Raw genomic sequence first — 22,298 nt, 5'->3', positions numbered from 1 at the left:
TCCTCAGTCAGCGGCCGATTTCGACGTTTTCCAGGACGCCGAGCGCATCCGGGGTGAGCACGGCCGCGGAGTAGTAGGCACTGACCAGGTAGGAGGTGATCGCCTTGTCGTTGATGCCCATGAACCGCACGTTCAGGCTCGGCTCGTACTCGTCGGGGATGCCGGTCTGGTGCAGCCCCACCACTCCCTGGTCGTCCTCGCCGGTGCGCATGACGAGGACGGAGCTGGTGCCGGTGTCGGTGATCGGAATCTTGTTGCACGGCAACAGGGGGACGCCGCGCCACGCCGTCACCCGGGTGCCCTGCACGTCGACGCTGTCCGGGTACACGCCCAGGCGGGAGCATTCGCGGCCGAATGCGGCGATGGTGCGCGGGTGCGCGAGGAAGAACTCCGACTTGCGGCGCCTGGCCAGCAGTTCGTCCAGGTCCGCGGGAGTGGGCGGTCCGCTGCGGGTCTGGATGCGCTGGCGCAGGTCGGCGTTGTGCAGCAGGCCGAAGTCGCGGTTGTTGATCAGCTCGTTCTCCTGCTCCTCCCGCAGTTCCTCGACGGTCAGCCGCAGCTGTTGTTCGAGCTGGTCCATCGGGTGGTTGTAGAGGTCGGAGACCCGCGTGTGCACGCGCAGCACCGTCTGGGCGACGCTGAGCTCGTACTCGCGCGGGTTCAGGTCGTAGTCGACGAACGTGCCGGGCAGCGCGACCTCGCCGTCGTGCCCGGACGCGAGGTCGATGGCGGCTTCGCCGTGCTTGTTCCGCGCCGGTTCCGGCCTGGTGCGCAGCCGTTCGAGGTGCGCGCGCAGCGCCGGTGACTGCGCGAGCAGTTCCTGGAAAGCCCGCCGCGGCAAGGACAACACGATGCAGGGGGTGACGGCCTTGGTGGTGAACCGCCAGGTCTCCCCTTCTCCGGTCAGCGCCGTCTCGCCGAGGTAGTGGCCGTCGCCGAGCACGTCGAGCACCGCCTGGTCACCGTACTCCCCGACGCCGAGGATGTTGGCCTTGCCGTGCGCGATGATCAGCAGTTCTTCGGCGGGATCGTCGATGGCCGTGAGCACCTCACCCGGCTCGTGGTCCCGCCGGACGAACCGGTCGGACAGCGCGCTGAGCACCGAGTCGTCCTCGAAGTCGCGCAGCAGGGCCAGTTCCCGCAGTTCCGGTGGGACCACGCGGACGTCGTCGCCGGTGTTGGAACAGGTCACCCGGCCGTCGCCGAGCTCGTAGGTGAGCCTGCGGTTCACCCGGTAGGTCCCGGCCGAGGTCTGCACCCACGGCAGCATGCGCAGCAGCCACCGCGGGCTGATGCTCTGCATCTGCGGGGGCGTCTTGGTGGTGGACGACAGGTTCCGGGCCGCGGCCGTGCTCAGGCTCAGCTGCCCCGGCGCCTGCTGTGCGTCGTGCACCGATTCGGTCATCAGAAGTCACCAATCCCGTTGTCGTGCGAGGAAGTCCTACCGGCCCGCGGTGCCGAGCAGCGGCAGTCGGGCGGCAGCGGTGCCCAACCCGGTGGGTCCGGACAGCCGCCGCCGCACCGGAAGTCGTCCGGCCGCGTCGTCACCGGGCGCGGCCGCGGACCGGGTGCGGCGGAGTTCGGCCTCGGTGTAGCGCGCGCACCTGCGGTGCCATTCGAGGATTCCGGACATCCAGTCCTTCAACTCGTCGCACTGGCGCCGCAGCGCGGCGCGCGCGTCCTCGCCGAGCTCGAACTCGTCGAACAGCACCGGCAGTTCCTCGGCGATGATGCGTTCGAACTGCCGGATCCGCTCGCGCATGAGGTCGGCGACGACGTCCCGCGCCGTGATCCGGTCCACCGCGAGGAAGTTCTCCACGACCAGGACGATGTTGTGGACTTCGCCCTCGAACTCGATCTCCTTCTGGTAGGAGAACAGGTCGTTGGTGAAGCACGCGTAGTCCTGGGCGGCGGCCTCCAACGCCCGCATGGTGCGGGTGCGGTGGACCTCCGGGGGCACGACGTCGGCGCGGGCGAGCCGGGACAGGTTCATGGTCATGTCCGACCCGAAGGTCTTGCGCCGCATCTCGATGTAGTCGACGGGATCGGGGATGCGGTGGTGCGCCTGGTTGGCCAGCTCCCACAGCCAGCTGGCGGTCATGTCCTCCACCGTCGTGCGGAACTGCCTGCGGGCGTCCGGCGTCATCGGTCCCGCGGTGCGCCGCCACAGGTCGGCCAGGCCGCGTTCGACCGCGTTGGCCGGCTCCGGCACCGCTCCGGCGTCCAGGGGCATGAACAGCGACAGCCGGTCGTTGCACGCCTTGGCGGCCGGGAGGTTGCGCGTCGCGCCGAACACCAGGGGGAAGTAGTCGTCGCCGTAGGTGCCCCACGCCAGCCAGTCCGAGGACAGGTTCAGCTGCTCGGGCGCGGCGTCGGCGTGGATCATCGCCGCGCAGTGCGGGAAGTCGAAGCCGGTGAAACGGCGTTCGTCCCACACGCCGCCGTGCTCCACGCCGGGCACGGAGTCGAACATGCCCATCTCCCGCGCCCACGCCACGGCGTGCTGCCGCGCGGCGTCCAGGTGCGGGCTCATGCGCACCGGGTAGGGCATGTGCAGCTCGGGCAGCGGTAGGTGGCCCACCGGGGCGAACGGCACGTGCGAGTGCTGCCTGCTCCGCCTGCGAAGTCCGGGCAGCGTCCGGGAGGACACCAGCCTGGCCGCTTCGGTGCCCAGACCGGTCGGGCCGCCCAGCACCGCGGATCCGGTGGAGACGGCGTCGTTCATGTACCGGCTGGAGCGCAGGTGCCACTCGTGGCCGCCGGACTGCCAGTCCTGCAACCCCTTGACGTAGGCGAGCACCGCGGCGCGCTCGTCCGGGCTGAGGCCGTGCTCCTCGCACAGCGGTGGGACCTCGGTCAGCGCGGTGTTCTCGAACTGCTCCAACCGCGAGGTCAGCAGGTCGTTGACCGCGTCGGCGGCTTCCTGCGGGCCGCAGTCCAGGAACCGCTCGGCCACCAGCACGCCGTTGTTGACCTCGCCCTCCTCCTCGGTTTCCCGCTGGTAGGAGAAGATGTCGTTGCGCAGGTGCACCGCGTCGGCGAAGGTGTCCTTGAGCACCCGCATCGGCCGCGTCGCGGCGATCCGGTCCGGAACCTCCACCCGTGCGGCGAGTTCGACGAGGTCGGCCGACCACGGCGCACCCCCGACCCGGCGGCGCATCTCCACGTAGTCGATCGGGTTCGGCACCCGGTCCCGGGTGATGTTCGCCAACTCCCACACGCAGTCCTCAAGCAGGTTGCGGGTGCTCTCGGAGTAGCGCCGCAGCCAGTCCGCCGACATCAGCGGCGCGCTCCGCGACCACAGGTCGGCAAGGCCCCACTCCACCGGGTTCGTCGCCACCGGCCGCTCGGCGGTGGGCCGGGTGGGCATGAACGCCGCCAGACCGGCCAGGTAGGTCCGCGCGCCCGCCAGGTCGCCGGTCCGCTTGTAGTGCTCCAGGAAGTGGTCGTCGAAGTAGAACACCCAGACGTACCAGTCGGTCACCAGGTCCAGCATGTCGCCGGTGGCGTCCGGGTGCGTGTACGCGCACAGCAGGGCGTAGTCGTGCGCGTCGAATTCCTCCTCGCTCCAGGTGAAATGCGCCGCATCGTCCTCTTCGGACTCCAGCATGCCCATTTCCCGCGCCCACGCCTTGGAGTGCGTCCGCGTCGACTCCAGGTGCGGGTTCAGCCGTGCCGGCCACGGCACGTAGAACTCGGGAAGTTCGAAAGGCTGCACCGCGGATCAGCCTTCCCGGCCCAGTTCCACGCTCTCCAGCACGCCGAGGGCGTCCGGCACCAGGACGGCAGCGGAGAAGTAGGTGCTGACCAGGTAGGAGATGATGGCCTTCTCGCTGATGCCCATGAACCGCACGGACAGGCCGGGTTCGTACTCGTCGGGGATGCCGGTCTGGTGCAGGCCCACGACGCCCTGGTTCTGCTCACCGGTGCGCATCAGCATGATCGAGGTGGTGCGGGTCTTGCTGACCGGGATCTTGTTGCACGGGAAGATCGGCACGCCGCGCCACGCCGGTACCTGGTGGCCGCCGACGTCGACGCTCTGCGGGTACAGGCCCCGGCGGCTGCACTCGCGGCCGAACGCGGCGATGGCACGCGGGTGGGCCAGGAAGAAGCCCGGATCCTTCCAGACCGTCGCCAGCAGCTCGTCCATGTCGTCCGGGGTGGGCGCCCCGTTCCGGGTGTGCAACCGCTGGCGCAGATCGGCGTTGTGCAGCAGGCCGAAGTCGCGGTTGTTGACCAGCTCGTGCTCCTGGCGCTCGCGCAACTCCTGGATGGTCAACCGCAACTGCTGCTCGACCTGGTCCATCGGCTCGTTGTAGAGGTCGGCCACCCGGGTGTGCACCCGCAGCACCGTCTGGGCCACGCTCAGCTCGTACTCGCGCGGCTTGACCTCGTAGTCGACGAAGGTTCCCGGGATGTCCGGTTCGCCGGCGTGCCCGGAGGCGATGTCGATGGCCGCCTCACCGTGCGGGTTCTGCGCACGCGGCGGCTCGTTGCGCACCCGTTCGACCTGTGCCCGCAACGATTCCGCGCGGTCGGCGACGTCCTGGAACGCCTGGCGCGACAACGTCACCACCGTGCAGGGGGTCACGGCTTTCGCGGTGAAGTCCCAGGTTTCCTGTTCTCCGGTGAGGATCCGGTCGCCGAAGAACTCGCCGTCGGCGAGCACGCCGAGCGTCGTCTGACCGCCGTAGGCGCCGGCACCGATCTGGTTCACCTTGCCGTGCGCGATGATGACGACGCGGTCGGCCGACTGCCCGGATTCGACGATCACGTCGCCCGGCTCGTACTCGGCCTGCTCGAACCGGTCGGCCAGCGCGTCGAGCGCCTCGGTGTCGTCGAAGTCCCGCAGCAGCGGCAGTTCGCACAGTTCCGCGGGAATCACGCGGACGTCCGCGCCGTCGTTGGTGAAGGTCACCCGCCCGTCGCCGAGCGTGTAGCTCAGGCGGCGGTTCACCCGGTACGCGCCGCCGCGGGCCTGCACCCACGGCAGCAGCCGCACCAGCCACCGCGACGTGATGGCCTGCATCTGCGGCGGGGTCTTGGTCGTCGTCGACAGGTTGCGCGCCGCGGCGGTGCCCAAACTCAGCTGTGCATGCCCGTTTTCGCTGCCGTTGAGGTTCGCCGTCGGCTCAGTAGTCGTCATCACACCCACCAATCGCGCTGGAATCCAGAGCCCCCCGAGATCGAACGATCAAGATCGTGCCGCGTCCCCCGGGAAGGCGTCGATCACTCAGCTCAGCGACATCCAACAGACGGAGTAGCCACGATCAGTGATCGAGCCACCTCGCGGTGGTTGCCACAGCGGTCGATGCGGCCACCCAGGTGTGGGAGATCACCCGTCGAGCCCAATCGCTTTCGCACGTCTGCCACCGGGCCGAACGCGGCACCACCCGACGTGGCTGCGGATGTCAGCCGAGCAGCGCCGCGACCGCGAACAACACCGGCACGGACAGGATCGTCGACAGCAGGATGGACTCCCGCGCCAGCCGCACCCCGGTGTCGTACTGCGAGGCGTAGGCGAACAGGTTCTGCGCGGCCGGCAGCGAGGCGATGACCACCACGGCGAACAACGCGGTCCCGGTCAACCCGAACACCCCGGCACCGATCACCCACGCGGACAGCGGGTGCACCACCGACTTCAGCACCACCGACGCCAGCACCGGCCACCGCTCCGGGCCGCCGCCGGGCAGTGCGCTGCCGCGCAGCGACAACCCGAACGCCAGCAGCACCGACGGCACCGACATGTCGCCGAGCAGCGAGATCGGTTCCAGCACGGGACCCGGGATCTTCCCGCCGCTCGCGGACACCGCGACACCGAGCAGCGCGCACACCAGGATCGGGTTGCGGAACGGCGCCAGCAGCCGCCGCCAGACCGCACCGCTGCTCCCCGGCCCGGCCAGGTCGATCACGGTCAGGCCGAGCGGCGTGAGCACCAGCAGCTGCAACAGCATCACCGGCGCCACCAGCGACGCGTCGCCGAGCACGTAGACGGCGATCGGGATGCCGAGATTCCCGGCGTTGACGTAGCTGGAGCACAGCGCACCGATCGCGGTGCGGCGGATGCTCCACCCGCGCAGCACGCCCAGCACCACGAACAGACCGGCCACGAAGAACGTGCTCAGCGCGCTCACCAGCAGCGGCACCGAGACGAGCACCGCGACGTCGGACCCGGCGAGCATCTTCAACAACAGCGCGGGGGTCGCGACGTAGAAGGACAGCTTGGTGAGCACCTCGCGCGCCGCGTCACCGAGCACACCGAGGCGCCCCAGCAGGTAGCCGACCAGGACGATCGCCGCGATGACCCCGAAACCCTGGATCACGCCGCCCACAGCGCCTCCCGCAGGGCGGACTCACCGACGAGCACGCGGCTCATGCCGCACGCCGAATCGCCGGAACCGCCCGCACGGTGGGTCATCCTAGTGATCCGGGACCGCCCTGGGACGAGGAAGATGGCGATGCTCACACCGCGAATGTCCACTGTGGTCTTATGGTGACCACACCCGCCTCGTCGGCACCTGGGCCGCGCGTTCTCGCGCGGCGCGCTCCGCGTCCTCGACGTCCGAACCGCTACGGAAACCGCGACCGCCCGGAGCGCGCGGGCGGTGCGGCGTCGGCGAGTCCGGTCAGCGCGTGCGGCAGCGGGCCGTGGTGCAGTCGTTGCTGGGCGGCCGGTGACCGGCCCCGCTCGTCCGAGCAGCCAGGCCCCCGGGGCCGCTACAGCCAGTCGCGCTTCTTGAACAGGGCGTAGAGACCGGCGGAGAGCACGATGATCGCGATCGTCGACGCCCAGAAACCCCACGGCTCCTGGAACCCCGGATAGGGCACGTTCTGCCCGTAGAAGCCGGTCACGGCGGTCGGGACGGCGATGATCGCCGCCCAGCTGGTGACCTTCTTCATGATCATGTTGAGCCGGTAGCCCTGCAGGTTGAGCTGGGTTTCGCGGATGGTCGTGACCAGGTCGCGCAGCGACTCCGTCCACTCCGATGCGCGCAGCACGTGGTCGTAGACGTCCTTGTAGTACGGCGTGAGCGCCTCGTCGACCAGCCGCAGATCGGGGCGCATCAGGGCGCTCACGACCTCGCGCATCGGGGTGACCACGCGCCGCAGGTACACCAGGTTCTTGCGCAGGTGGAACGAACTGCGCTGGAGGTGCGCGTGGTTGGGCTGGTCGTCGAAGACCAGGTCTTCGAGCGCCTCGATCTTGTCGTCCAGGACCTGCGCCGCCTCGAAGTGGCCGTCGACGACGTAGTCGAGCAGACCGTGGACCAGGAATCCGACGCCGCTCTTGGCCAGTCCCGGGGTCGAGTCCCACCGACCCACCACGGCGTCGATGTCGAAGCCCTCGTCCCGGCGCACGGTCACCAGCGCCTGGCTGGTGACGAAGGCGGCCACCTCCGAGGTGGTCAGCCGGCCCGACCGCTCGTCCACGCGCGCGGAGTACGCCGCGAGGAACGAATGCGTCTCGTAGCAGTCCAGCTTGGCGCGCTGGTGCGCGTTGACCGCGTCCTCGACGGCGAGTTCGTGCAGCCCGAGCTCCTCGCTGATCGCGGCCAGGTCGGACGCGGTGGGTGCGCAGAAGTCCAGCCACACCACGACGTTCGGATCAACGATGTGGTCCGAAATGTCGGCGACGGGGAAATCTTCCATCTCCAGAACGCCGTTGCGGTACAAACGAGTGCGCGCCATGCGGGCACGCTAACCCCCGCACACCCCCGCACGAAGCATGACCCGCCGAGCCCGGACCGGGAAAACCGCAGAACATTCCCGGAAGTCCGTTTCGCGTCGTTCCACAGAGGACGAAATGCAAGCGCACTCGAACCGAGCACCGCGCAGCTCAACCGAGCGCGAAGACCAGTCCGACGGCGAACACCGCGTAGAGCCCTCCCGCCGCGGCGAGCCGGGTCGGCGTGAGCCGGTGCGCCCGCAGCGTGGCCAGCAGGTAGCCGATCGCGATGATGGTCACCACGCCCGACCACAGCAGGGCGCCGTCGAAGCGCCAGTCGGTGAACAGCAACCCGAGTCCGCTGGGGACGGTGGCCTGGATCATCATCGCGCCGGAGATGTTGGCCAGGGCGAGGCCGACCTTGCCCTGGCGGACCCAGATGACCGCGTTCATGATCTCCGGCAGCTCGGTGGCGATCGGGGACAGCAGCAGCGCGGTCACGGTGCTCGACAGGCCCAGCACCGGCCCGACGGCGTCGAGCTGCTGCACGAACAGCTGGGAGGACGCGAAGATCACCGCGAGCGCGCCGACGGTCTGCACGACGACCGCCCAGGTGGCCGGTCGGGACGCGCGGCGCTGCAGCTTGAGCGGCGCCAACTCCTCGTCGTGGTCGCCCTCGTCGGCGGAGCCGCCGCGCATCTCGCGCCAGAAGTAGACCGCGTAGACGGCGAAGAACAGCAGTCCCAGCCACGGTTTGCACGCGAAGGCCACGAGTCCGAGCGCGACCTTGACGACGAACACGGCCGCGAACCACCGCTGGTCCCTGGCCAGCCGCGCCGCATCGGCCCGACCGGCGAGCACCTCGCGCGCGGGACCCTGGTGCCGCGGTTGGCCTGGGTGCTCCGTTCCCGCGCGCGCGGGGACGAGTTCGCGAGTGCGCCGCCGGGCCAGCAGCACCGCCCCGGTGACGCCGTAGGCGACGGTCGCGAGCGCCAGCGGGCCGCCCATCGCCGCGCCCACGCCGATGTCGCGAGCCTCGGCCGTGCCCCCGGTGGTCACCGCGACCAGGGTCACCACCGACTCGGGCAGCGCGGTGCCGAACGCGGCCAGCACGGTACCGACGGCCAACCCGCCCACGTCGAGCCGCCGACCGAGCCATTCCACGGCGTTGACGAACCACTCGCACGAGACGTAGATCGCCGCCGCGCACACGATCAGCAGGACGAAATGCCACACGGTCGCAGCCCTCTACCTTCTCCGGCGCACTGCGGGACCGAGCGGAGGTGACCTCGATCCCGCGATGTCGCATCTGCAGCCATTGCGGAACCGCAGGTCTCGTCCACCCGCTGCGCGGACCCCGCCGCCGGAGGACCGGGTCCTCAGCATGTCGATCGGCGGGCGTTCGGACTACTCCCCTGTCGGAACGAACATCACCCTGCCACACATTTCGTCCTTTGCGCAAATGACGACATTTTTTGTCGCAGGCAACGTGCGCCTCGGGGAATGGGGAATAATGCGTTTTGCCATGCCGAAACCAGGACCACACCGCGCGGAAACCGACCCACCGGACGACGAGCGACCGGACCCGACAACTCCCCAGCTCGCCTCGGCCGCCAACACGTTCGCACTGCTCGGCAACCCGACGCGGCTGCACGCCGTGTGGCTGGCCGCGAAAGGCGTGCACGACGTCACCACCCTGGCCGAGCGCACCGGCGTGGGCACCGCCACGATGAGCCAGCACCTGAGCAAGCTCCGGCTGGGCGGGCTGATCAACGTGCGCCGGGAGGGGCGTCGGCACATCTACACCGTCGAGGACCCGCACGTGCTCACCATGGTCGAGCAGATCTTCGCCCACATCGGCCCGGACGGCGGCCTCGCACCGGACCCGCCGACGAACGCCTGGTAGATCCCTGCCGGAACGTCGTGGTGACCGCCGACGGCTGGATCAGTACAGGTAGACATCGACGAGGAAGGCGATGAGCCCGGTGGTCAGCGCGAGTGCGGCGCTGGTCCGCGCGGGTCGGTCGCGCAGCGGGCCGAAGCCGAGGAGCAGGGACGCGACAGCCGTCGCGAACACCCCGGAACCGGTGTCCTGCCAGCTCACCGGGAGCACGGGGACGGGCGCATCGACGAAGAACTGGCTGGCGCGGGCGGCGTGCAGGATCGCGTTCCACGCGAACGGCCCCGCGAACGCCCCCGCCGCGGCGACCAGCGCGATGGCCGGTCGATCCTGCCGCACCAACAGCGCGACCACCACGCCGGTCAACACCGCCGACAGGACGGCGCCGTAGAGGATGACCGACCAGCTCAACATCGTCCTGCCTCCTCCCCCCGACGACGGGAACACCATCGGTGTACCCGGCGAACCTGAAGCCCGGATGAAGTCCTGGCGCTGTGCCCGACGACGGTCGAGCGCGCAGGCCCCCGGTGTCAGGCGCGCGGTGACGCGGCGGGAACGGTGAGGGTGAGGACCGCCCCGCCGCCGTCGGCGTTGGTGGCGGTGACCTGACCACCGTTGCGGTGGGCCAGTGCGGCGGTGATGGCCAGGCCGAGTCCGGCGCCACCGCTGGTGCGGGCGGTGTCGGCACGGGTGAAGCGGTCGAACGCCCGCGAGAGGAACGCGTCCGGCAGGCCCGGTCCGCGATCGGAGACGTCGATGGCCACGACGCCGGTGTCCGGTCGGTGCACGCGGACCGCAACGGGCGTGGCGCCGTGCCGGACCGCGTTGTCGAGCAGGTTGCTCACCGCCCGGTCCAACTCGTCGGGGTCGGCGCGCACCGCCGTGCCCGGCGGGCAGCACAACCGCACGTCGCCGTTCGCGGCCGTGCCGTACCGCGCCACGACCGACGCGAGCAAGGGGCGCAGCTCGACCGCAGCGGCGCGGTGCTCCTCACGGGGTCGTTCGGCCCGGGCGAGCAGGAGTAGGTCCTGGGCCAGTTTGGACAGTCGTTCGGTCTCCTCCAGCGCCGACCGCAGCGCGGCGGTGAGCTCGCCGCTGCCGCGCGGCCGCTGGAGGGCGAGTTCGAGTTCGGTGGTGAGCAGACCCAGCGGGGTGCGCAGTTCGTGGCTGGCGTCGGCCACGAACCGCCGTTCGCGCTCCAGGGCGGTGTGCAGGCGGGACAGCAGGGCGTTGAACGTCGTGGCCAGCCGGGAGAGCTCGTCCTGGCTCGCGGGGACGGGCAGCCGTTCCTCGGGTTCCTCGGCGGTGATCGTGGCGGCACGGGCGCGCATGCGCTCCACCGGCCGCAGCGCGGCGGCGGCCAGCAGGTACGCCCCGACCGCTGCCACCACGAGCACGAGCGGGAGGACCACGCCCAGTTCCTGCGCCAGGTCGGCGACCGCGGCGTCGCGGTCGGCGAGGCTCACCGCGGCCACCGCCACCCGCGATCCACCCGCCGCCGGGCCGGCGGCGATGCGCACCGGACCGCGCAGGGCCCCGCCCGCGGGATGTTCGGCGATGATCGGGCCGCGTTCGGCGGCCACGAGCTCGGCGGGGTCCAGCAGCACCCGGCCGGCTGCTCCGCGCGACTCGGCGACGACCCGGCCGCCCCGCAGGACCTGGTCGGCCGCGTCCCTGCTGTTCGGCAGCACCGGGGAAGCCGCCTCGGCCGCGGACTGCACGTCGCGGAGCCGGTACTGCAGGCTCGTCGTGATCGATTCGTCGAGCGAGGCCCGCGAATCGGTCACGGTGCCGACCGCTGCGCCGACGAGCACCAGGGCCATCACCAGCGTGAACGCGGCGGTGAGGCGCACGCGGACGGGCCAGCGGGCGATCATCGCGGTCTCGCTGGTGCACGGCCACCATCGGCGCGCAGCCGGTAACCCGCTCCCCGCACGGTTTCCAGCGACGTGACGCCGAACCGGCGGTCGATCTTGTCGCGCAGCGCCCGGACGTGCACGTCGACGACGTTGGAATGCGACTCGTAGGCGAAGTCCCAGCAGTGCTCCAGCAGCACCTCGCGGGTGAAGACCGCGCCGGGGCGGCGCAGGAACAACTCCAACAGCGCGTACTCCTTGGCCGTCAGCCCCACCTCGCACCCGCCGCGCCAACACCGCCGACTGGCGGGATCCACGCACAGGTCCCCCGCGGTGAGCACGACCGGCCGCGGCGCCGGCCCGCGGCGGATCAGCGCCCGCAGCCGGGCGAACAGCTCCGGGAGGTGGAACGGCTTGGTCAGGTAGTCGTCGGCCCCACCGTCGAGCCCGGTGATGCGGTCGTCGACCGCGGCACGTGCGGTGAGCATGAGCACGGGCACCCACACCCCATCGCGGCGCAGCCGCCGACACACCTCGAAACCCGAGAGCCCCGGCAGCATCACGTCCAGCACGACCGCGTCGTAGGGACGGCTCACGGCTGCGCCGAACCCCTCCGGGCCGTCAGCGGACACGTCCACCGCGTAGCCCTCCTCGGCCAGACCGCGCCGCAGCAGGCCCGCCATCTTCGGTTCGTCCTCGACGACCAGCACCCGCACCGCCGCTCACCTCCCAGCCGCGGCCCGGCCGCGGCGGGGTGGACAGTCATCGCCCGGCTTCATCGCGGCTTCATGTCCGCGAGGTACGCCTGCAACCACGGTGGCACAACCGCTGCTGGAGGAGGAATCCCCATGCAGGCCAAAGACAAGATCGGCGCCGGCGTCTCGGCGCTGCTGCTGGCGGCGCTCGCGGGGTGCGGGGGTGGCGCACCGGCCCCCGGAGGTCCGAGCGGTCAGGGCGGGGGCGCGGGGGCGCACCAACCGGTCGCCACGACCGGCGCCGACTGGAAGGGCGTGTCGGACGTGCTGGGGCACCCGGGCAAGTTCAGCGACAACAACACGGTGTACCGGGTCGCGCTGACCCGCTCGGACCTGCGCAACGTGGTCTCCCGGGGAATCACCATCGCTCCCGGGCTGTCCCTGGGCGGCTACGTCACCTTCACCAGGTACGACGACACCACGATGTTGATGGGCGACCTCGTCGTCACCGAGGACGAACTGCCCGCGGTCACCGACGCGCTGCAGTCGCACGGCATCGAGCAGACCGCCCTGCACAAGCACCTGCTGGCGCAGACCCCGCCGGTGTGGTGGACCCACGTGCACGGCATGGGCGACCCGACGCGCCTCGCACAGGGCGTCCGGGCCGCGCTGGACGCGACCGCGACCCCGCCGACCGCGCCGCCGGCGCAGACACCACCGGTCGGTCTGGACACGGCGGGCATCGACAACGCGCTGGGGCGCAAGGGGACCGACGACGGCGGGATCTACAAGTTTACCATCGCCCGCAACGACACCGTCACCGACGCAGGCCACATCCTACCGCCGGGCACGGGCGTCAACACCGCCCTCAACGTCCAACCGGTCGGCGGCGGCAAAGCCGCCATCAACGGCGACTTCGTCATGACCGCACCCGAGGTCGAGAGGGTGATCCGGGCCCTGCGCAGCGGTGGCGTCTCCATCGTGGAACTGCACAACCACAGCCTCACCGACGAACCACGCCTGTTCTACATGCACTTCTGGGCCGTCGACGACGCCGTCGCCCTCGCCAGGACGCTGCGAGCCGCGGTGAACGCCACCGACGCCAAACCCACCGGGTAACGCGCCGATCGTGTCCACAGTGGACTCATCTCGGACGAGCGGACCGGGACGCGACCTCGGCGGGCGCGGCGCCCCTCAGGCGTTGACGCCGGTCAGCGCGAAGAACTCCTGCCGGGACCGGGCGTCCTTCCGCAGGGTCCCGAGCATCGTCGAGGTCACCGTGTTGGAACCGCGGGCCTGGACGCCGCGCAAGGTCATGCAGGTGTGCTCGGCTTCGATCACGACACCGACGCCCTTGGGCTGCAGGTGTTCGGACAGCCAGTCGGCGACCTGCTTGGTCAGCCGCTCCTGCACCTGGGGGCGGCAGGCGAAGTGCTCGACCACCCGCGCCAGCTTGGACAGTCCCAGGATCCGGTCCCCGGGCAGGTAGCCGACGTGCGCGGTGCCGACGAACGGCAGCAGGTGGTGTTCGCAGACCGACCGGACCGGGATGGCCCGCGCGAGCACCAGCTCGTCGTAGCGCTCCTCGTTCGGGAACGTCGTCAGGTCGAACGGCCGCGGCGAGAACAGCTCCGCGTAGGCCCGGGCCATCCGCCCCGGGGTGCCCCGCAGGCTCTCGGAGTCGGTGGAGATGCCCAATGCGTGCAGCAGGTCCCCGGCCGCCTTCTCAGCGGCGGCGAGGTCGACCTCGCCGTCGGGCTCGTGGACGACGCGCAGGGCGGTCGCGGATTGCATCAGCGGTTCCTCGAATCGGTCGGGTCAGAACTGGCCGTGCGGCCGGTCACCACGGCCACCGGGTAGCGGCGTCCGACCGGCCCACCGGTGTCGGGAGACGACCGGCGAGCGGACATCGCCACGACCGGGCCGACCACCGCACTGATCCACCACGACGCCCCATCACACCGCCCTCCGCACCCACGCTGTTACGCCAAAGAACGTTAGTCTTATCGGGCCAGTCGGTCAATGGACCAGGCATGTTTCGGCATTGAGGACACCACAATGGGCGCATGGGACGCTAGGGTGAGGACATGGCGCCCAGCGGTGAACCCCCCGGAGACGCGGTCGTGGCGGTGGCCGTGCTGGCCGACGAACTCCGGCACGGGATGTACGAGTTCATCCGCCGCGCCCGGCGGCCGGTCAGCCGCGACGAGGCGGCCGCCGCGGTCGGCATCTCCCGCAAGCTCGCCGCCTTCCACCTCGACAAGCTCGTCGACGCCGGACTGCTGCGCGCCCGGATCGAGCCGGCCGGCGGCGTGCGCAAAGTCGGCCGCAGACCCAAGGTCTACGAACCCACCGACGCCCACATCCGGGTGAGCATCCCGCCGCGCCGCCCCGACCTCCTGGCCGACATCCTGGTCGACGCCGTGCTCAGCGAAGGCGAGGGCGAAACGGCGGTCGAGGCCGCGATGCGCACCGCGCACGAACGCGGCCGCTCCCTCGGCACCGAGGAACGCGATCGCACCCGCCCGGGCCGCCTCGGCACCGAACGCACCCTGACCGCCACCCAGGACGTGCTCACCGGCTACGGCTTCGAACCCGACCGGGAGAGCCCCACCTGCATCCGGCTGCGCAACTGCCCCTTCCACCCGCTGGCCGCCAGGTCGCCGGAACTGGTGTGCGGACTCAACAGGGCCTTCCTGCGGGGATTCCTCGCCGGGCTGCGAGCCCGGTCCGTGGAAGCCGTTCTCGACCCCGCTCCCGGGGAGTGCTGCGTGGTCCTCCGCGGCGCCCGGGGCTGACGCGGACCCCGCAGATGACCACTGTGGACTGATCACGGCGTGGGACAGGCCGGATCCGGGATTTTGAAGCCGCGTTCGGCGTGACCGCCGTCGAGGTCGCTGTACTGGTCACCGAGGGACTCCAGCACTCGGTACCCCTGCCGTTCGACGTCCGCGCGGGCTCCGGACTTGTACCGCTCCACCGAGGAGCCGTGGTCTGCGGCAGGGCGCATGACCAAGCCAGCGGGATCCGGATAGCCCTGGCCGCGGAGGTTCACGAGCGTGGCGTGCCGCAACCCGGGATCGTCGGCGCGAGCGGTCACGAAGAAGACCCCGACGCCGCGCTGCGCCGCGTGGCGCGCGAGATCGCGCGTGGGGCCGATGGCGGGAAGCCGGGCCTGCGCCGCGGCCGTCTCGGCCTCGTCCGGATCAGGGCTGGAGGTGAGCGGGTGGGTCAGCAGACTGGTGTCGTCGACGTCCAGCACGATCGCGGGTGCGGGAACTCCCCGATCCAACCGCTGGTCCAGGTAGGCGCGCGCCTGGGCGACCACCTGCGCGACGTCGCGGGACCACACCGCCGGATCACGGCACCGCGCCGAGCGCCCGGTGCCGGGTTCGTCCGATGCCGAACACCCGGCCAACGAACCCGCCAGCGCGAGCGCGCACATCCCCAGTGCCGCACGCCCCCTCCGCGATGACATCCGCCCCCTCCTCCGCGGGACCGCCGAGTGCGTCGTCCGGCGCCCCGAAGGTGGCCACCGGCCTCGGTAGGGATCGTGGGGCGCGTGTGGCGGGTGCGCCAGTTGATGATCGGCGGCACCGCCCGCGGGGCCCGGGTAGATCCGGATCGCAGTGGAAGTCTGCGGGCTCACCCCCGCTGGCTGGGCGCTCTGCGAGGGGCTCTTCGCGTGCACGGCTTCGTCGCGGACCAGACCAGGGAATTCAGTCCGCCCGCATCTCCGGAGTACCGAACCTGGCCACGTAATGCCAGACCCGTTTGAGGGCCTGCTCGTCGTACTGACCGGTGCGAGACGCGTCGCCGATGACGAGCGGATCGAGACGGCCGTCGCGGGCGAGACAGGCGCCGAGGCGCACGAACTCGGGACCGCGGTACTCCGGGTACCGGCGCAGCTCGGCCGTGGTCAGCGCGAAACCGCCGTGCCATTCCACCGGGCAGGGCAACCGCTCGGCCGCGGCCTCCACCGGAGTGCCGCGATAGCAGGGGTCGAGGACCAGTGCTTCGACGTCCCGGCCGAGGTCGACCGCACCGTGCACGTGGGCTTCGACGTAGTCGTCGAGCGGGTCCTCGCCGTCCGCCTCGGCCAACTCGATCAGCGTCGACAGCCTCGACGCCACGCCGAAGTGCCGAGGCTCGAACACGCTGTCGGGGTAGCAGAACGTGGTCCGGGCCAGGGTGTGGCCGGCCAGGCGCAGGTAGGCCGAGCCGAAGCGCGGTGAACCGCCGACCAGGCGTCGGCGGAAGTTCAGCGAACCGTACTTCGGCCGGTCGGCCGCCGGTGCGTCGTCGTAGGCCCCGGCGAAGATCCGGCTCTCCCACCGCCAGCGGTCGCCGCCGGGGTGCGCGGTCAGACCGCCGTTGCTGGTCCCGGTCTCGAACTGCGACCGGTACGCACCGCCGCGGACCATCAGCTCCAGGATCGGCACCCCGGCCACGAGCCGATCGGGGTGGAAGTGCAGCGTCACCCGCAACGACGGATCCACCGGCTCGCCGGTCGCCAGTGACGTCACGTGGGCGATGGCCCGTTCCGCGAAGTGCTGCACGGCAGCAGTATCCGCGACCCCGATGGCGGCGGCGACGGTGTCCTCCGGCAGAGCCGGACATCAAGAGCCGCACCCCGGTACTCCACCGCGAACGGTCCACAGTGAACGCGATCACGACCGGTCGCGTCGGCGGCCGGCGGATGCGCGTGGACGCGGCGTAGATCACACGGGTCCGGGAAGACCAGCGCAGCGCCGTGCCGTCGCCGGGAGCAGGCGGGGGAAAAGTGCCGAATGCGCCGTTGCTCCCGGGAGAAACGATCTCCGATCGGGGGGTCGGGTTATAGTCGTCGCGTCCTGTGCCCGCCTCGGTGGAGCGGCGGGCGCGGACGGGCACGTGTTGGCTACTTTGCGAGGTCGATTCAGCAGTTGTCGCACCTGGTGAACACTCGCACGCGGTCGCGCGGGCAGGTCAGCAGCAGGCCGCCGGCCCCATTCGGTGCGTGCCACGGGGATTTCAGCGGCTAGCGCGTTCCCCTCCCTTTCGCGCTGAGTCCAGCCACATCTACCCTGGCGCGCCCAGCAGCTCGTGCTGTTCCCGGCTCAGCAGTCGCTTCCCGATCGCGCTGGTCCTGTGTGGACAGCGCTGCCAGTCAAGGAGGTTCTTGTGTCGTCCCAGATCGAGAAGCCGCGGCGGGAGTCGGCATGAGGCGGCGCGGGTGGATCATCCTCGGCACGACCGTGGTCGTGCTGCTGGTCGTGCTGGTCGTGGCTGATCGCGTGGCGAACCGGTTCGCCGAGCAGCAGGTGGCGCAGCAACTGCGCACCCAGCTGCACAGCGAGCAGGACCCGGCGGTGGACATCAACGGCTTCCCGTTCCTGACGCAGGTCGTGGCGGGCGATTTTCCCGACATCGGTGTTCGCGCCGACTCGGTCGCTCTCGGCCCGCTGCAGCGCAGCGATTTGACCGCCGAGCTGCACCACGTCCGGATCCCGTTCAGCGAGATCGTCAGCGGCTCGCCCGAGCACATCACCGCCGACCAGGTCGACGGGCACGTCAGGATTCCCGCCGCCACCCTCGCGCAGGTCGCGGGCATCGGTGATCTGCACCTCGACCCCGCTCCCGGCGGCGCCATCACGATCTCGGGCAACGAGACCATCGCCGGTTTTCCGACCCACGTGGCCGTCACCGCGGCGGTCGCCGTCAGCGACGACCGCATCCGGATCCAGCCGAAGGCGCTCAACGCGCACCTGAGCGCGTTGCCGGACATCCCGCTGAACCTCCACGATCGACGCCTGATGTCCCGCTTCGCCGTGAACCTCGACGCGAGCAAGCTGCCGATGGGCTTCCACCCCACGACGGTGTCCGCGGAACACGACACCCTGCTCGTCGACGCGACCGCCGATCACGTCAACCTGAGAGCCCGTCCTTGAACCTGGTACCGAAGGGTTGAAGGAAGGCGTTCGACGTCGAGGGCATCCGCCTCGCCCTGCCCCGGGTGATCGGCTCCGACAGCTGACGCCCCCGGGGCGTGTCCCCTCGGCGCCTGCTCAGGACCGCCGCAGGCGCCGAGGGGAGCAACGCCGGATCGGCGTATCGTGGGGCTCCACTCGGCCGAACGCGCGCAGAGGAAGTCCCGATCCCGATGCACACCCCACCACCGCTGACGTGGGCCACCGGCCTGTCGAGCTGGCAGCTGTCGATCTGGGACGTCGTGGTGCTGGTGCTGGCCGCCGGTTACCTGCGGGGGCTGGCCGCGCACCGGCGGCGCGGCGGGCGCTGGCCCGCCTGGCGCACGTGCTGCTTCTTCGGCGGGCTGGCCGCGCTGGTGCTGTCGGTGAACAGCTCGATCGGCGTCTACAGCGGCGTGCTGTTCTCGGTGCACATGGCCCAGCACCTCACGCTGATCATGGCGGTGCCGGTGCTGCTGACGTTCGGCCGTCCCCTGTCGCTGTGGACCGCGGCGGCGCCGACGCCGGACAAGACCGAGCGCCGGGAGCGGTTCCTGCTGTCCCGGCCGGTGACGGTGCTCACCCACCCGGCGCTGGCCTTCGTGTTCTACGCCGTGGTGCTCATCGGAACGCACCTGACGTCGTTCCTCCAGGCGCGGCTGGAGAACCCGGCGCTGCAGCACGTCGAGATCGCGCTGTACCTGGTCAGCGGTTACCTGTTCTTCCTATCGCTGATCGGGGGCGAACCGGTCCGGTGGCGGCGGGTGCCGCACCCGCTGCGCGTGGTGCTGCTGATGGCGGGCATGCTGCCGGACACCCTCGTCGGAGTCGTGCTCATGATCGCCCCCCGCCCGCTCGCGCCCGGCTTCGACCAGGCCCATCCCGGATGGGGGCCGACGGCCCTGGTCGACCAGCACCTGTCCGGGGCGATCATGTGGTTCTTCGGCGACGCCACCATGGCGGCCCTGGCCGCGTTCACCGTCGGCCTGTGGGTGCGCGCCAGCGGCGCCGACGCCGGGCTGGGCTCGTGGCTGGAATCCGCGCGGCGCAACACCCTCACCCGAGCCGAAGGCGACGACGCGGCCGCGGCGGCGTCCGAGTCCGTCGACGTGGACTCGGACGAGAACGCGCTGGCCGCCTACAACGCCATGCTGGCCCGACTGCACCAGGCGTCCCGGCAGCCGCGGTCCGAGCAGGACCAGCACCGCCCGCCCGGATGAGGTCGGTCACACCGGGAACCGGCCGGCTGCGGCGTCCGACTCCCCGACCGGGAGCAGATCACCGGCGGGAAGGGACGCGCAGGCATGGCACCGATGACGATGAGCATGGCGCTGTTGCCGGACTGGATGAGCTTCGCGTGGGCGGCCGTGTTCGCGGGCGTGCTCGTCGTGCACGGGTGGCACGCCTGGTCCATGCGGGCGCAGTGCCGCTGGTGGCACCTCGGCCACACCGCGATGGCGGCGGGAATGCTCGCCATGTACCTGGATCCGGACATGGCGAATCCGGCGCTCCACCGGTTCGGCCCCGTGGTGTTCGCCCTCGTGGCGGCGGCCGGGGCCGGTGCCGCGGTCGTTTTCCGCCGGCGCGAAGGGGTGCTCAACCCGCTCTGGGTGGCGACCACAGTGGACGCGCTGATCATGGCCTACATGCTGGCCTTCCCGATGAACGGCCCGGTGCTGGTGACGTGCGTGCTCGTGGTGTACCTGGCGGTGCAGGCGGTGGCGTGGGCGTTCGGGTTGTGGGGTCGGGTTCCGGCGCTGCGACCGGCGGTCGCGGCCGACACCGCGCCCGGTACCGCGCGGCCGGTGGCCGGGGTCGGCCTGCTCGCGGACCCGGACCCCAGCGTCCGGATCAGCCTCGCGGCGATGGCCGCCGGAATGGGATACATGCTGCTGGCGGCCGTGGTCTGAGTCCGGTGCGCGTCGTCGGCTCCGGTTTGTTCTGATGGTGAGGTGAGTATGTCGGCGGGGACGTCGATCGGCGGAACCCGGGCGGTGGAGCTGGCCGTCGGTGGCATGACGTGCGCCGCGTGCGCGGCGCGGGTGGAGCGCAAGCTCAACAAGCTCGACGGCGTGACCGCCCGCGTCAACTACGCCACCGAGAAAGCGGCGGTCGAAGCCCCGCCCGGCGTCGGCGTGGACGCGCTGATCGCCGAGGTCGAACGGGCCGGGTACCGGGCCGAGCTGGTCGAACCCGGCGGGCCGGGCGCCGAACCCGACGACGGCCAGGTGCGGTACCTGTGGCGGCGACTGGTGGTGGCGCTGCTGCTGGGCGCTCCGCTGGCGGACCTGTCGATCACGATGGCGCTGGTGCCCTCCCTGCGGTTCCCGGGCTGGCAGTGGCTGCTGCTGGCGATGACGGTGCCGGTGGCCACCTGGTGCGCCTGGCCGTTCCACCGCAAGGCGCTGGTCAACGCCCGGCACGGGACGAGTTCGATGGACACCCTGGTGTCGCTGGGCATCATCGCGGCCAGCTGCTGGTCGGTGTACACGATCTTCGCGCACGGCGAGGCCTCGGCACCGACCGACGGGGCGTGGGGCCTGCTGCTGCGACCGGGCGGCTCGGTCTACCTCGACGTGGCCGCCGGGGTGACGACCTTCGTGCTCGCCGGTCGGCTGTTCGAGGCCAAGGCCAAGCACCGCGCGGGCGGTGCGCTGCGCGCCCTGGCCGCCATCGGCGCCAAGGACGTGGCCGTGCTGCGCGACGGCCGCGAACACCGCGTCCCCGTCGCCGAACTCCGCGTCGACGAGCACTTCGTGGTCCGGCCCGGCGAGACCATCGCCACCGACGGCGAGGTGCTGCACGGCCACTGCGCGGTGGACGCCAGCACGATGACCGGCGAGTCCGCGCCGGTCGAGGTCTCCCCCGGCGACGCGGTCGTGGGCGGAACGGTCGCGCTCAGCGGCCGCGTCGTGGTGCGCGCGACCCGGGTGGGCGCGGACACCCAGCTGGCCCAGCTGGTGCGGCTGGTGGAGCGGGCCCAGACCGACAAGGCCGGGATCCAACGGCTGGCCGACCGCATCTCCGGCTGGTTCGTGCCCGCGGTGTGCGGGCTGGCCGTGCTGACCTTCCTGGCGTGGTGGCTGCTCGACGCCCCCGCGGAGGAGGCGTTCAACGCCGCGCTGGCCGTGCTGATCATCGCCTGCCCGTGCGCGCTGGGCCTGGCCACGCCCACCGCGCTGCTGGCGGCCTCGGGTCGCGGCGCCCAGTTGGGCATCTTCATCAAGAGCCACCAGGCGTTGGAGTCCGCCCGCGCCATCGACACGGTGGTGCTGGACAAGACCGGCACCCTCACCACCGGGCGGATGACCGTGGTGGACGTGCGACCGGCCCCGGGTGTGGACCGCGCGACGCTGCTGCGCCACGCCGGGGCCGTCGAGGACGCCTCGGAACACGTGGTGGCCCGCGCGGTCAGCGACCTGGCCCGGCGGGAACTCGACGAACTGCCCGCGGTGGCGGACTTCACCAGCCTGGCCGGGCTGGGCGCCTGCGGCGTGGTCGACGGTCGCGCGGTGCTCGTCGGCTCGGCCCGCATGCTGGCCGAGTGCGGCGTGACCGTCCCGGACGATCTCGACGAGCAGCGCACCCGCTGGGAGGCCGACGGGCGCACCACGGTGGTCGTGGCCGTGGACGACGCGGTCGCGGGCGTGCTGGCCGTGGCCGACGCGGTGAAGCCCTCGGCCGCCCGCGCGGTGGCGCGGCTGCACCGGCTGGGCCTGCGCACCGCACTGCTCACCGGGGACAACGAAGCGACCGCGCGCGCGGTCGCCGCCGAGGTCGGCATCGACGACGTGCTCGCCGAGGTGCTGCCCGCCGACAAGGCCGCCACGATCCAGGAACTGCGCGAGCGGGGACGCACCGTCGCAATGGTCGGCGACGGCGTCAACGACGCTCCGGCGCTGGCCCGCGCGGACCTCGGCCTGGCGGTGGTGACCGGCACCGACGTCGCGCTCGGCGCCGCCGACCTCATCCTGGTCCGCGACGACCTCGACGTGGTCCCCAGCGCGGTCTCGCTGGCCCGCGCCACCCTGGGCACGATCCGCGGCAACCTCGTGTGGGCGTTCGGCTACAACGTCGCCGCGCTGCCGCTGGCCGCGTTCGGGCTGCTCAACCCGCTGATCGGGGCGGGTGCCATGGCGCTGTCCTCGCTGTTCGTGGTGACCAACAGCCTCCGACTGCGCCGATTCGGCGCGCAGCCGCAGGCCGCGGGCTGACCACCGGCACCGCCCCGCA

At 71.3% G+C, this 22,298-nt stretch carries 19 protein-coding genes; 7 read left to right on the top strand and 12 right to left on the bottom strand.

Annotated features, from left to right (window positions below; genetic code table 11):
* Window positions 1-7: 7 nt before the first annotated feature.
* The 6 genes from NV263_RS11005 to NV263_RS10980 all read right to left on the bottom strand — a co-directional run bounded on the left by NV263_RS11005 (window position 8) and on the right by NV263_RS10980 (window position 8,902).
* Window positions 8-1,405: a family 2B encapsulin nanocompartment shell protein gene (locus NV263_RS11005; protein ID WP_263252737.1), complete on the bottom strand. Its 1,398-nt coding sequence runs from the start codon at window positions 1,403-1,405 to the stop codon at window positions 8-10.
* 36 nt (window positions 1,406-1,441) lie between these two features.
* A complete protein-coding gene (locus NV263_RS11000) occupies window positions 1,442-3,718 on the bottom strand; it encodes a family 2 encapsulin nanocompartment cargo protein terpene cyclase (protein WP_263252735.1) in 2,277 nt (758 codons plus the stop codon).
* Window positions 3,719-3,724: 6 nt separating this feature from the next.
* Window positions 3,725-5,146, bottom strand: a complete 1,422-nt coding sequence (locus NV263_RS10995) for a family 2B encapsulin nanocompartment shell protein (protein WP_263252733.1) — start codon at window positions 5,144-5,146, stop codon at window positions 3,725-3,727.
* Between the two features lie 265 nt (window positions 5,147-5,411).
* Window positions 5,412-6,332 (bottom strand): AEC family transporter, encoded by a 921-nt coding sequence (locus NV263_RS10990; protein WP_263252731.1) that lies wholly within the window; start codon window positions 6,330-6,332, stop codon window positions 5,412-5,414.
* Between the two features lie 385 nt (window positions 6,333-6,717).
* Window positions 6,718-7,689: a magnesium transporter CorA family protein gene (locus NV263_RS10985; protein ID WP_263252730.1), complete on the bottom strand. Its 972-nt coding sequence runs from the start codon at window positions 7,687-7,689 to the stop codon at window positions 6,718-6,720.
* A 148-nt stretch (window positions 7,690-7,837) separates the two neighbouring features.
* Window positions 7,838-8,902, bottom strand: coding sequence for a sodium:calcium antiporter (locus NV263_RS10980; protein ID WP_263252729.1), 1,065 nt, complete (start codon window positions 8,900-8,902; stop codon window positions 7,838-7,840).
* Between the two features lie 289 nt (window positions 8,903-9,191).
* Here NV263_RS10980 and NV263_RS10975 point away from each other — a divergent pair, with 289 nt between their 5' ends.
* Window positions 9,192-9,572: an ArsR/SmtB family transcription factor gene (locus NV263_RS10975; RefSeq protein ID WP_263252728.1), complete on the top strand. Its 381-nt coding sequence runs from the start codon at window positions 9,192-9,194 to the stop codon at window positions 9,570-9,572.
* 39 nt (window positions 9,573-9,611) lie between these two features.
* On the opposite strand, the gene NV263_RS10970 is transcribed toward NV263_RS10975, so the two are convergent.
* The 3 genes from NV263_RS10970 to NV263_RS10960 form a co-directional block, all read right to left on the bottom strand.
* Window positions 9,612-9,980, bottom strand: coding sequence for a hypothetical protein (locus tag NV263_RS10970; RefSeq protein ID WP_263252726.1), 369 nt, complete (start codon window positions 9,978-9,980; stop codon window positions 9,612-9,614).
* A 116-nt stretch (window positions 9,981-10,096) separates the two neighbouring features.
* Entirely contained in the window at window positions 10,097-11,443 is a 1,347-nt protein-coding gene (locus tag NV263_RS10965; protein WP_263252724.1) for a sensor histidine kinase, read from the bottom strand.
* Window positions 11,440-12,138, bottom strand: coding sequence for a response regulator transcription factor (locus tag NV263_RS10960; RefSeq protein ID WP_263252722.1), 699 nt, complete (start codon window positions 12,136-12,138; stop codon window positions 11,440-11,442). The genes NV263_RS10965 and NV263_RS10960 overlap by 4 nt, the downstream gene beginning before the upstream one ends.
* A 132-nt stretch (window positions 12,139-12,270) precedes the next feature.
* On the opposite strand from NV263_RS10960, the gene NV263_RS10955 reads away from it, so the two are divergent.
* The gene (locus NV263_RS10955) at window positions 12,271-13,236 is read left to right on the top strand and encodes a DUF1259 domain-containing protein (protein WP_263252721.1); all 966 of its coding nucleotides are present in this window, start codon (window positions 12,271-12,273) and stop codon (window positions 13,234-13,236) included.
* A 75-nt stretch (window positions 13,237-13,311) separates the two neighbouring features.
* Here the strand turns inward: NV263_RS10955 and folE are convergent, their stop codons facing one another.
* Entirely contained in the window at window positions 13,312-13,911 is a 600-nt protein-coding gene (gene folE, locus NV263_RS10950; protein WP_263252719.1) for a GTP cyclohydrolase I FolE, read from the bottom strand.
* A 293-nt stretch (window positions 13,912-14,204) separates the two neighbouring features.
* Between folE and NV263_RS10945 the strand changes: the two genes are divergently transcribed.
* On the top strand, window positions 14,205-14,915 hold the full coding sequence (locus tag NV263_RS10945; protein ID WP_263252717.1) for a helix-turn-helix transcriptional regulator: 711 nt from the start codon (window positions 14,205-14,207) through the stop codon (window positions 14,913-14,915).
* 32 nt (window positions 14,916-14,947) lie between these two features.
* Here the strand turns inward: NV263_RS10945 and NV263_RS10940 are convergent, their stop codons facing one another.
* Together NV263_RS10940 and NV263_RS10935 are read right to left on the bottom strand one after the other, a co-directional pair.
* On the bottom strand, window positions 14,948-15,595 hold the full coding sequence (locus NV263_RS10940; protein WP_263252716.1) for an HAD family acid phosphatase: 648 nt from the start codon (window positions 15,593-15,595) through the stop codon (window positions 14,948-14,950).
* Between the two features lie 241 nt (window positions 15,596-15,836).
* On the bottom strand, window positions 15,837-16,676 hold the full coding sequence (locus NV263_RS10935; protein WP_263252715.1) for a DUF3626 domain-containing protein: 840 nt from the start codon (window positions 16,674-16,676) through the stop codon (window positions 15,837-15,839).
* Between the two features lie 642 nt (window positions 16,677-17,318).
* On the opposite strand from NV263_RS10935, the gene NV263_RS10930 reads away from it, so the two are divergent.
* The 4 genes from NV263_RS10930 to NV263_RS10915 all read left to right on the top strand — a co-directional run bounded on the left by NV263_RS10930 (window position 17,319) and on the right by NV263_RS10915 (window position 22,279).
* A complete protein-coding gene (locus NV263_RS10930) occupies window positions 17,319-18,047 on the top strand; it encodes an LmeA family phospholipid-binding protein (RefSeq protein WP_263252713.1) in 729 nt (242 codons plus the stop codon).
* Between the two features lie 212 nt (window positions 18,048-18,259).
* Window positions 18,260-19,285, top strand: coding sequence for a cytochrome c oxidase assembly protein (locus NV263_RS10925; protein WP_263252711.1), 1,026 nt, complete (start codon window positions 18,260-18,262; stop codon window positions 19,283-19,285).
* Between the two features lie 84 nt (window positions 19,286-19,369).
* Complete coding sequence (locus NV263_RS10920; protein WP_263252709.1) at window positions 19,370-19,975, top strand: DUF5134 domain-containing protein; 606 nt, start codon at window positions 19,370-19,372, stop codon at window positions 19,973-19,975.
* Window positions 19,976-20,023: 48 nt separating this feature from the next.
* Window positions 20,024-22,279, top strand: a complete 2,256-nt coding sequence (locus NV263_RS10915) for a heavy metal translocating P-type ATPase (protein ID WP_263252707.1) — start codon at window positions 20,024-20,026, stop codon at window positions 22,277-22,279.
* The last annotated feature ends 19 nt before the right edge of the window (window positions 22,280-22,298 follow it).

Origin of the sequence: Saccharopolyspora rosea (genome assembly GCF_025643595.1) — a bacterium.
GTDB lineage: Bacteria > Actinomycetota > Actinomycetes > Mycobacteriales > Pseudonocardiaceae > Saccharopolyspora > Saccharopolyspora rosea.
The sequence above is the reverse complement of the archived record's forward strand: the minus strand, read 5'-3'. Positions and strand labels throughout refer to the sequence as shown.

What these genes read in the sequence shown, in the direction of transcription:
- NV263_RS10920 (WP_263252709.1), top strand. Translation starts at nt 19,370, where the DNA reads ATGGCACCGATGACGATGAGCATGGCGCTGTTGCCGGACTGGATGAGC.
- NV263_RS10940 (WP_263252716.1), bottom strand. Translation starts at nt 15,595, where the DNA reads ATGTCATCGCGGAGGGGGCGTGCGGCACTGGGGATGTGCGCGCTCGCG.
- NV263_RS10975 (WP_263252728.1), top strand. Translation starts at nt 9,192, where the DNA reads ATGCCGAAACCAGGACCACACCGCGCGGAAACCGACCCACCGGACGAC.
- NV263_RS10945 (WP_263252717.1), top strand. Translation starts at nt 14,205, where the DNA reads ATGGCGCCCAGCGGTGAACCCCCCGGAGACGCGGTCGTGGCGGTGGCC.
- NV263_RS10955 (WP_263252721.1), top strand. Translation starts at nt 12,271, where the DNA reads ATGCAGGCCAAAGACAAGATCGGCGCCGGCGTCTCGGCGCTGCTGCTG.
- NV263_RS10930 (WP_263252713.1), top strand. Translation starts at nt 17,319, where the DNA reads ATGAGGCGGCGCGGGTGGATCATCCTCGGCACGACCGTGGTCGTGCTG.
- NV263_RS10985 (WP_263252730.1), bottom strand. Translation starts at nt 7,689, where the DNA reads ATGGCGCGCACTCGTTTGTACCGCAACGGCGTTCTGGAGATGGAAGAT.
- folE (WP_263252719.1), bottom strand. Translation starts at nt 13,911, where the DNA reads ATGCAATCCGCGACCGCCCTGCGCGTCGTCCACGAGCCCGACGGCGAG.
- NV263_RS10925 (WP_263252711.1), top strand. Translation starts at nt 18,260, where the DNA reads ATGCACACCCCACCACCGCTGACGTGGGCCACCGGCCTGTCGAGCTGG.
- NV263_RS10970 (WP_263252726.1), bottom strand. Translation starts at nt 9,980, where the DNA reads ATGTTGAGCTGGTCGGTCATCCTCTACGGCGCCGTCCTGTCGGCGGTG.
- NV263_RS11005 (WP_263252737.1), bottom strand. Translation starts at nt 1,405, where the DNA reads ATGACCGAATCGGTGCACGACGCACAGCAGGCGCCGGGGCAGCTGAGC.
- NV263_RS10995 (WP_263252733.1), bottom strand. Translation starts at nt 5,146, where the DNA reads ATGACGACTACTGAGCCGACGGCGAACCTCAACGGCAGCGAAAACGGG.
- NV263_RS10965 (WP_263252724.1), bottom strand. Translation starts at nt 11,443, where the DNA reads ATGATCGCCCGCTGGCCCGTCCGCGTGCGCCTCACCGCCGCGTTCACG.
- NV263_RS10915 (WP_263252707.1), top strand. Translation starts at nt 20,024, where the DNA reads ATGTCGGCGGGGACGTCGATCGGCGGAACCCGGGCGGTGGAGCTGGCC.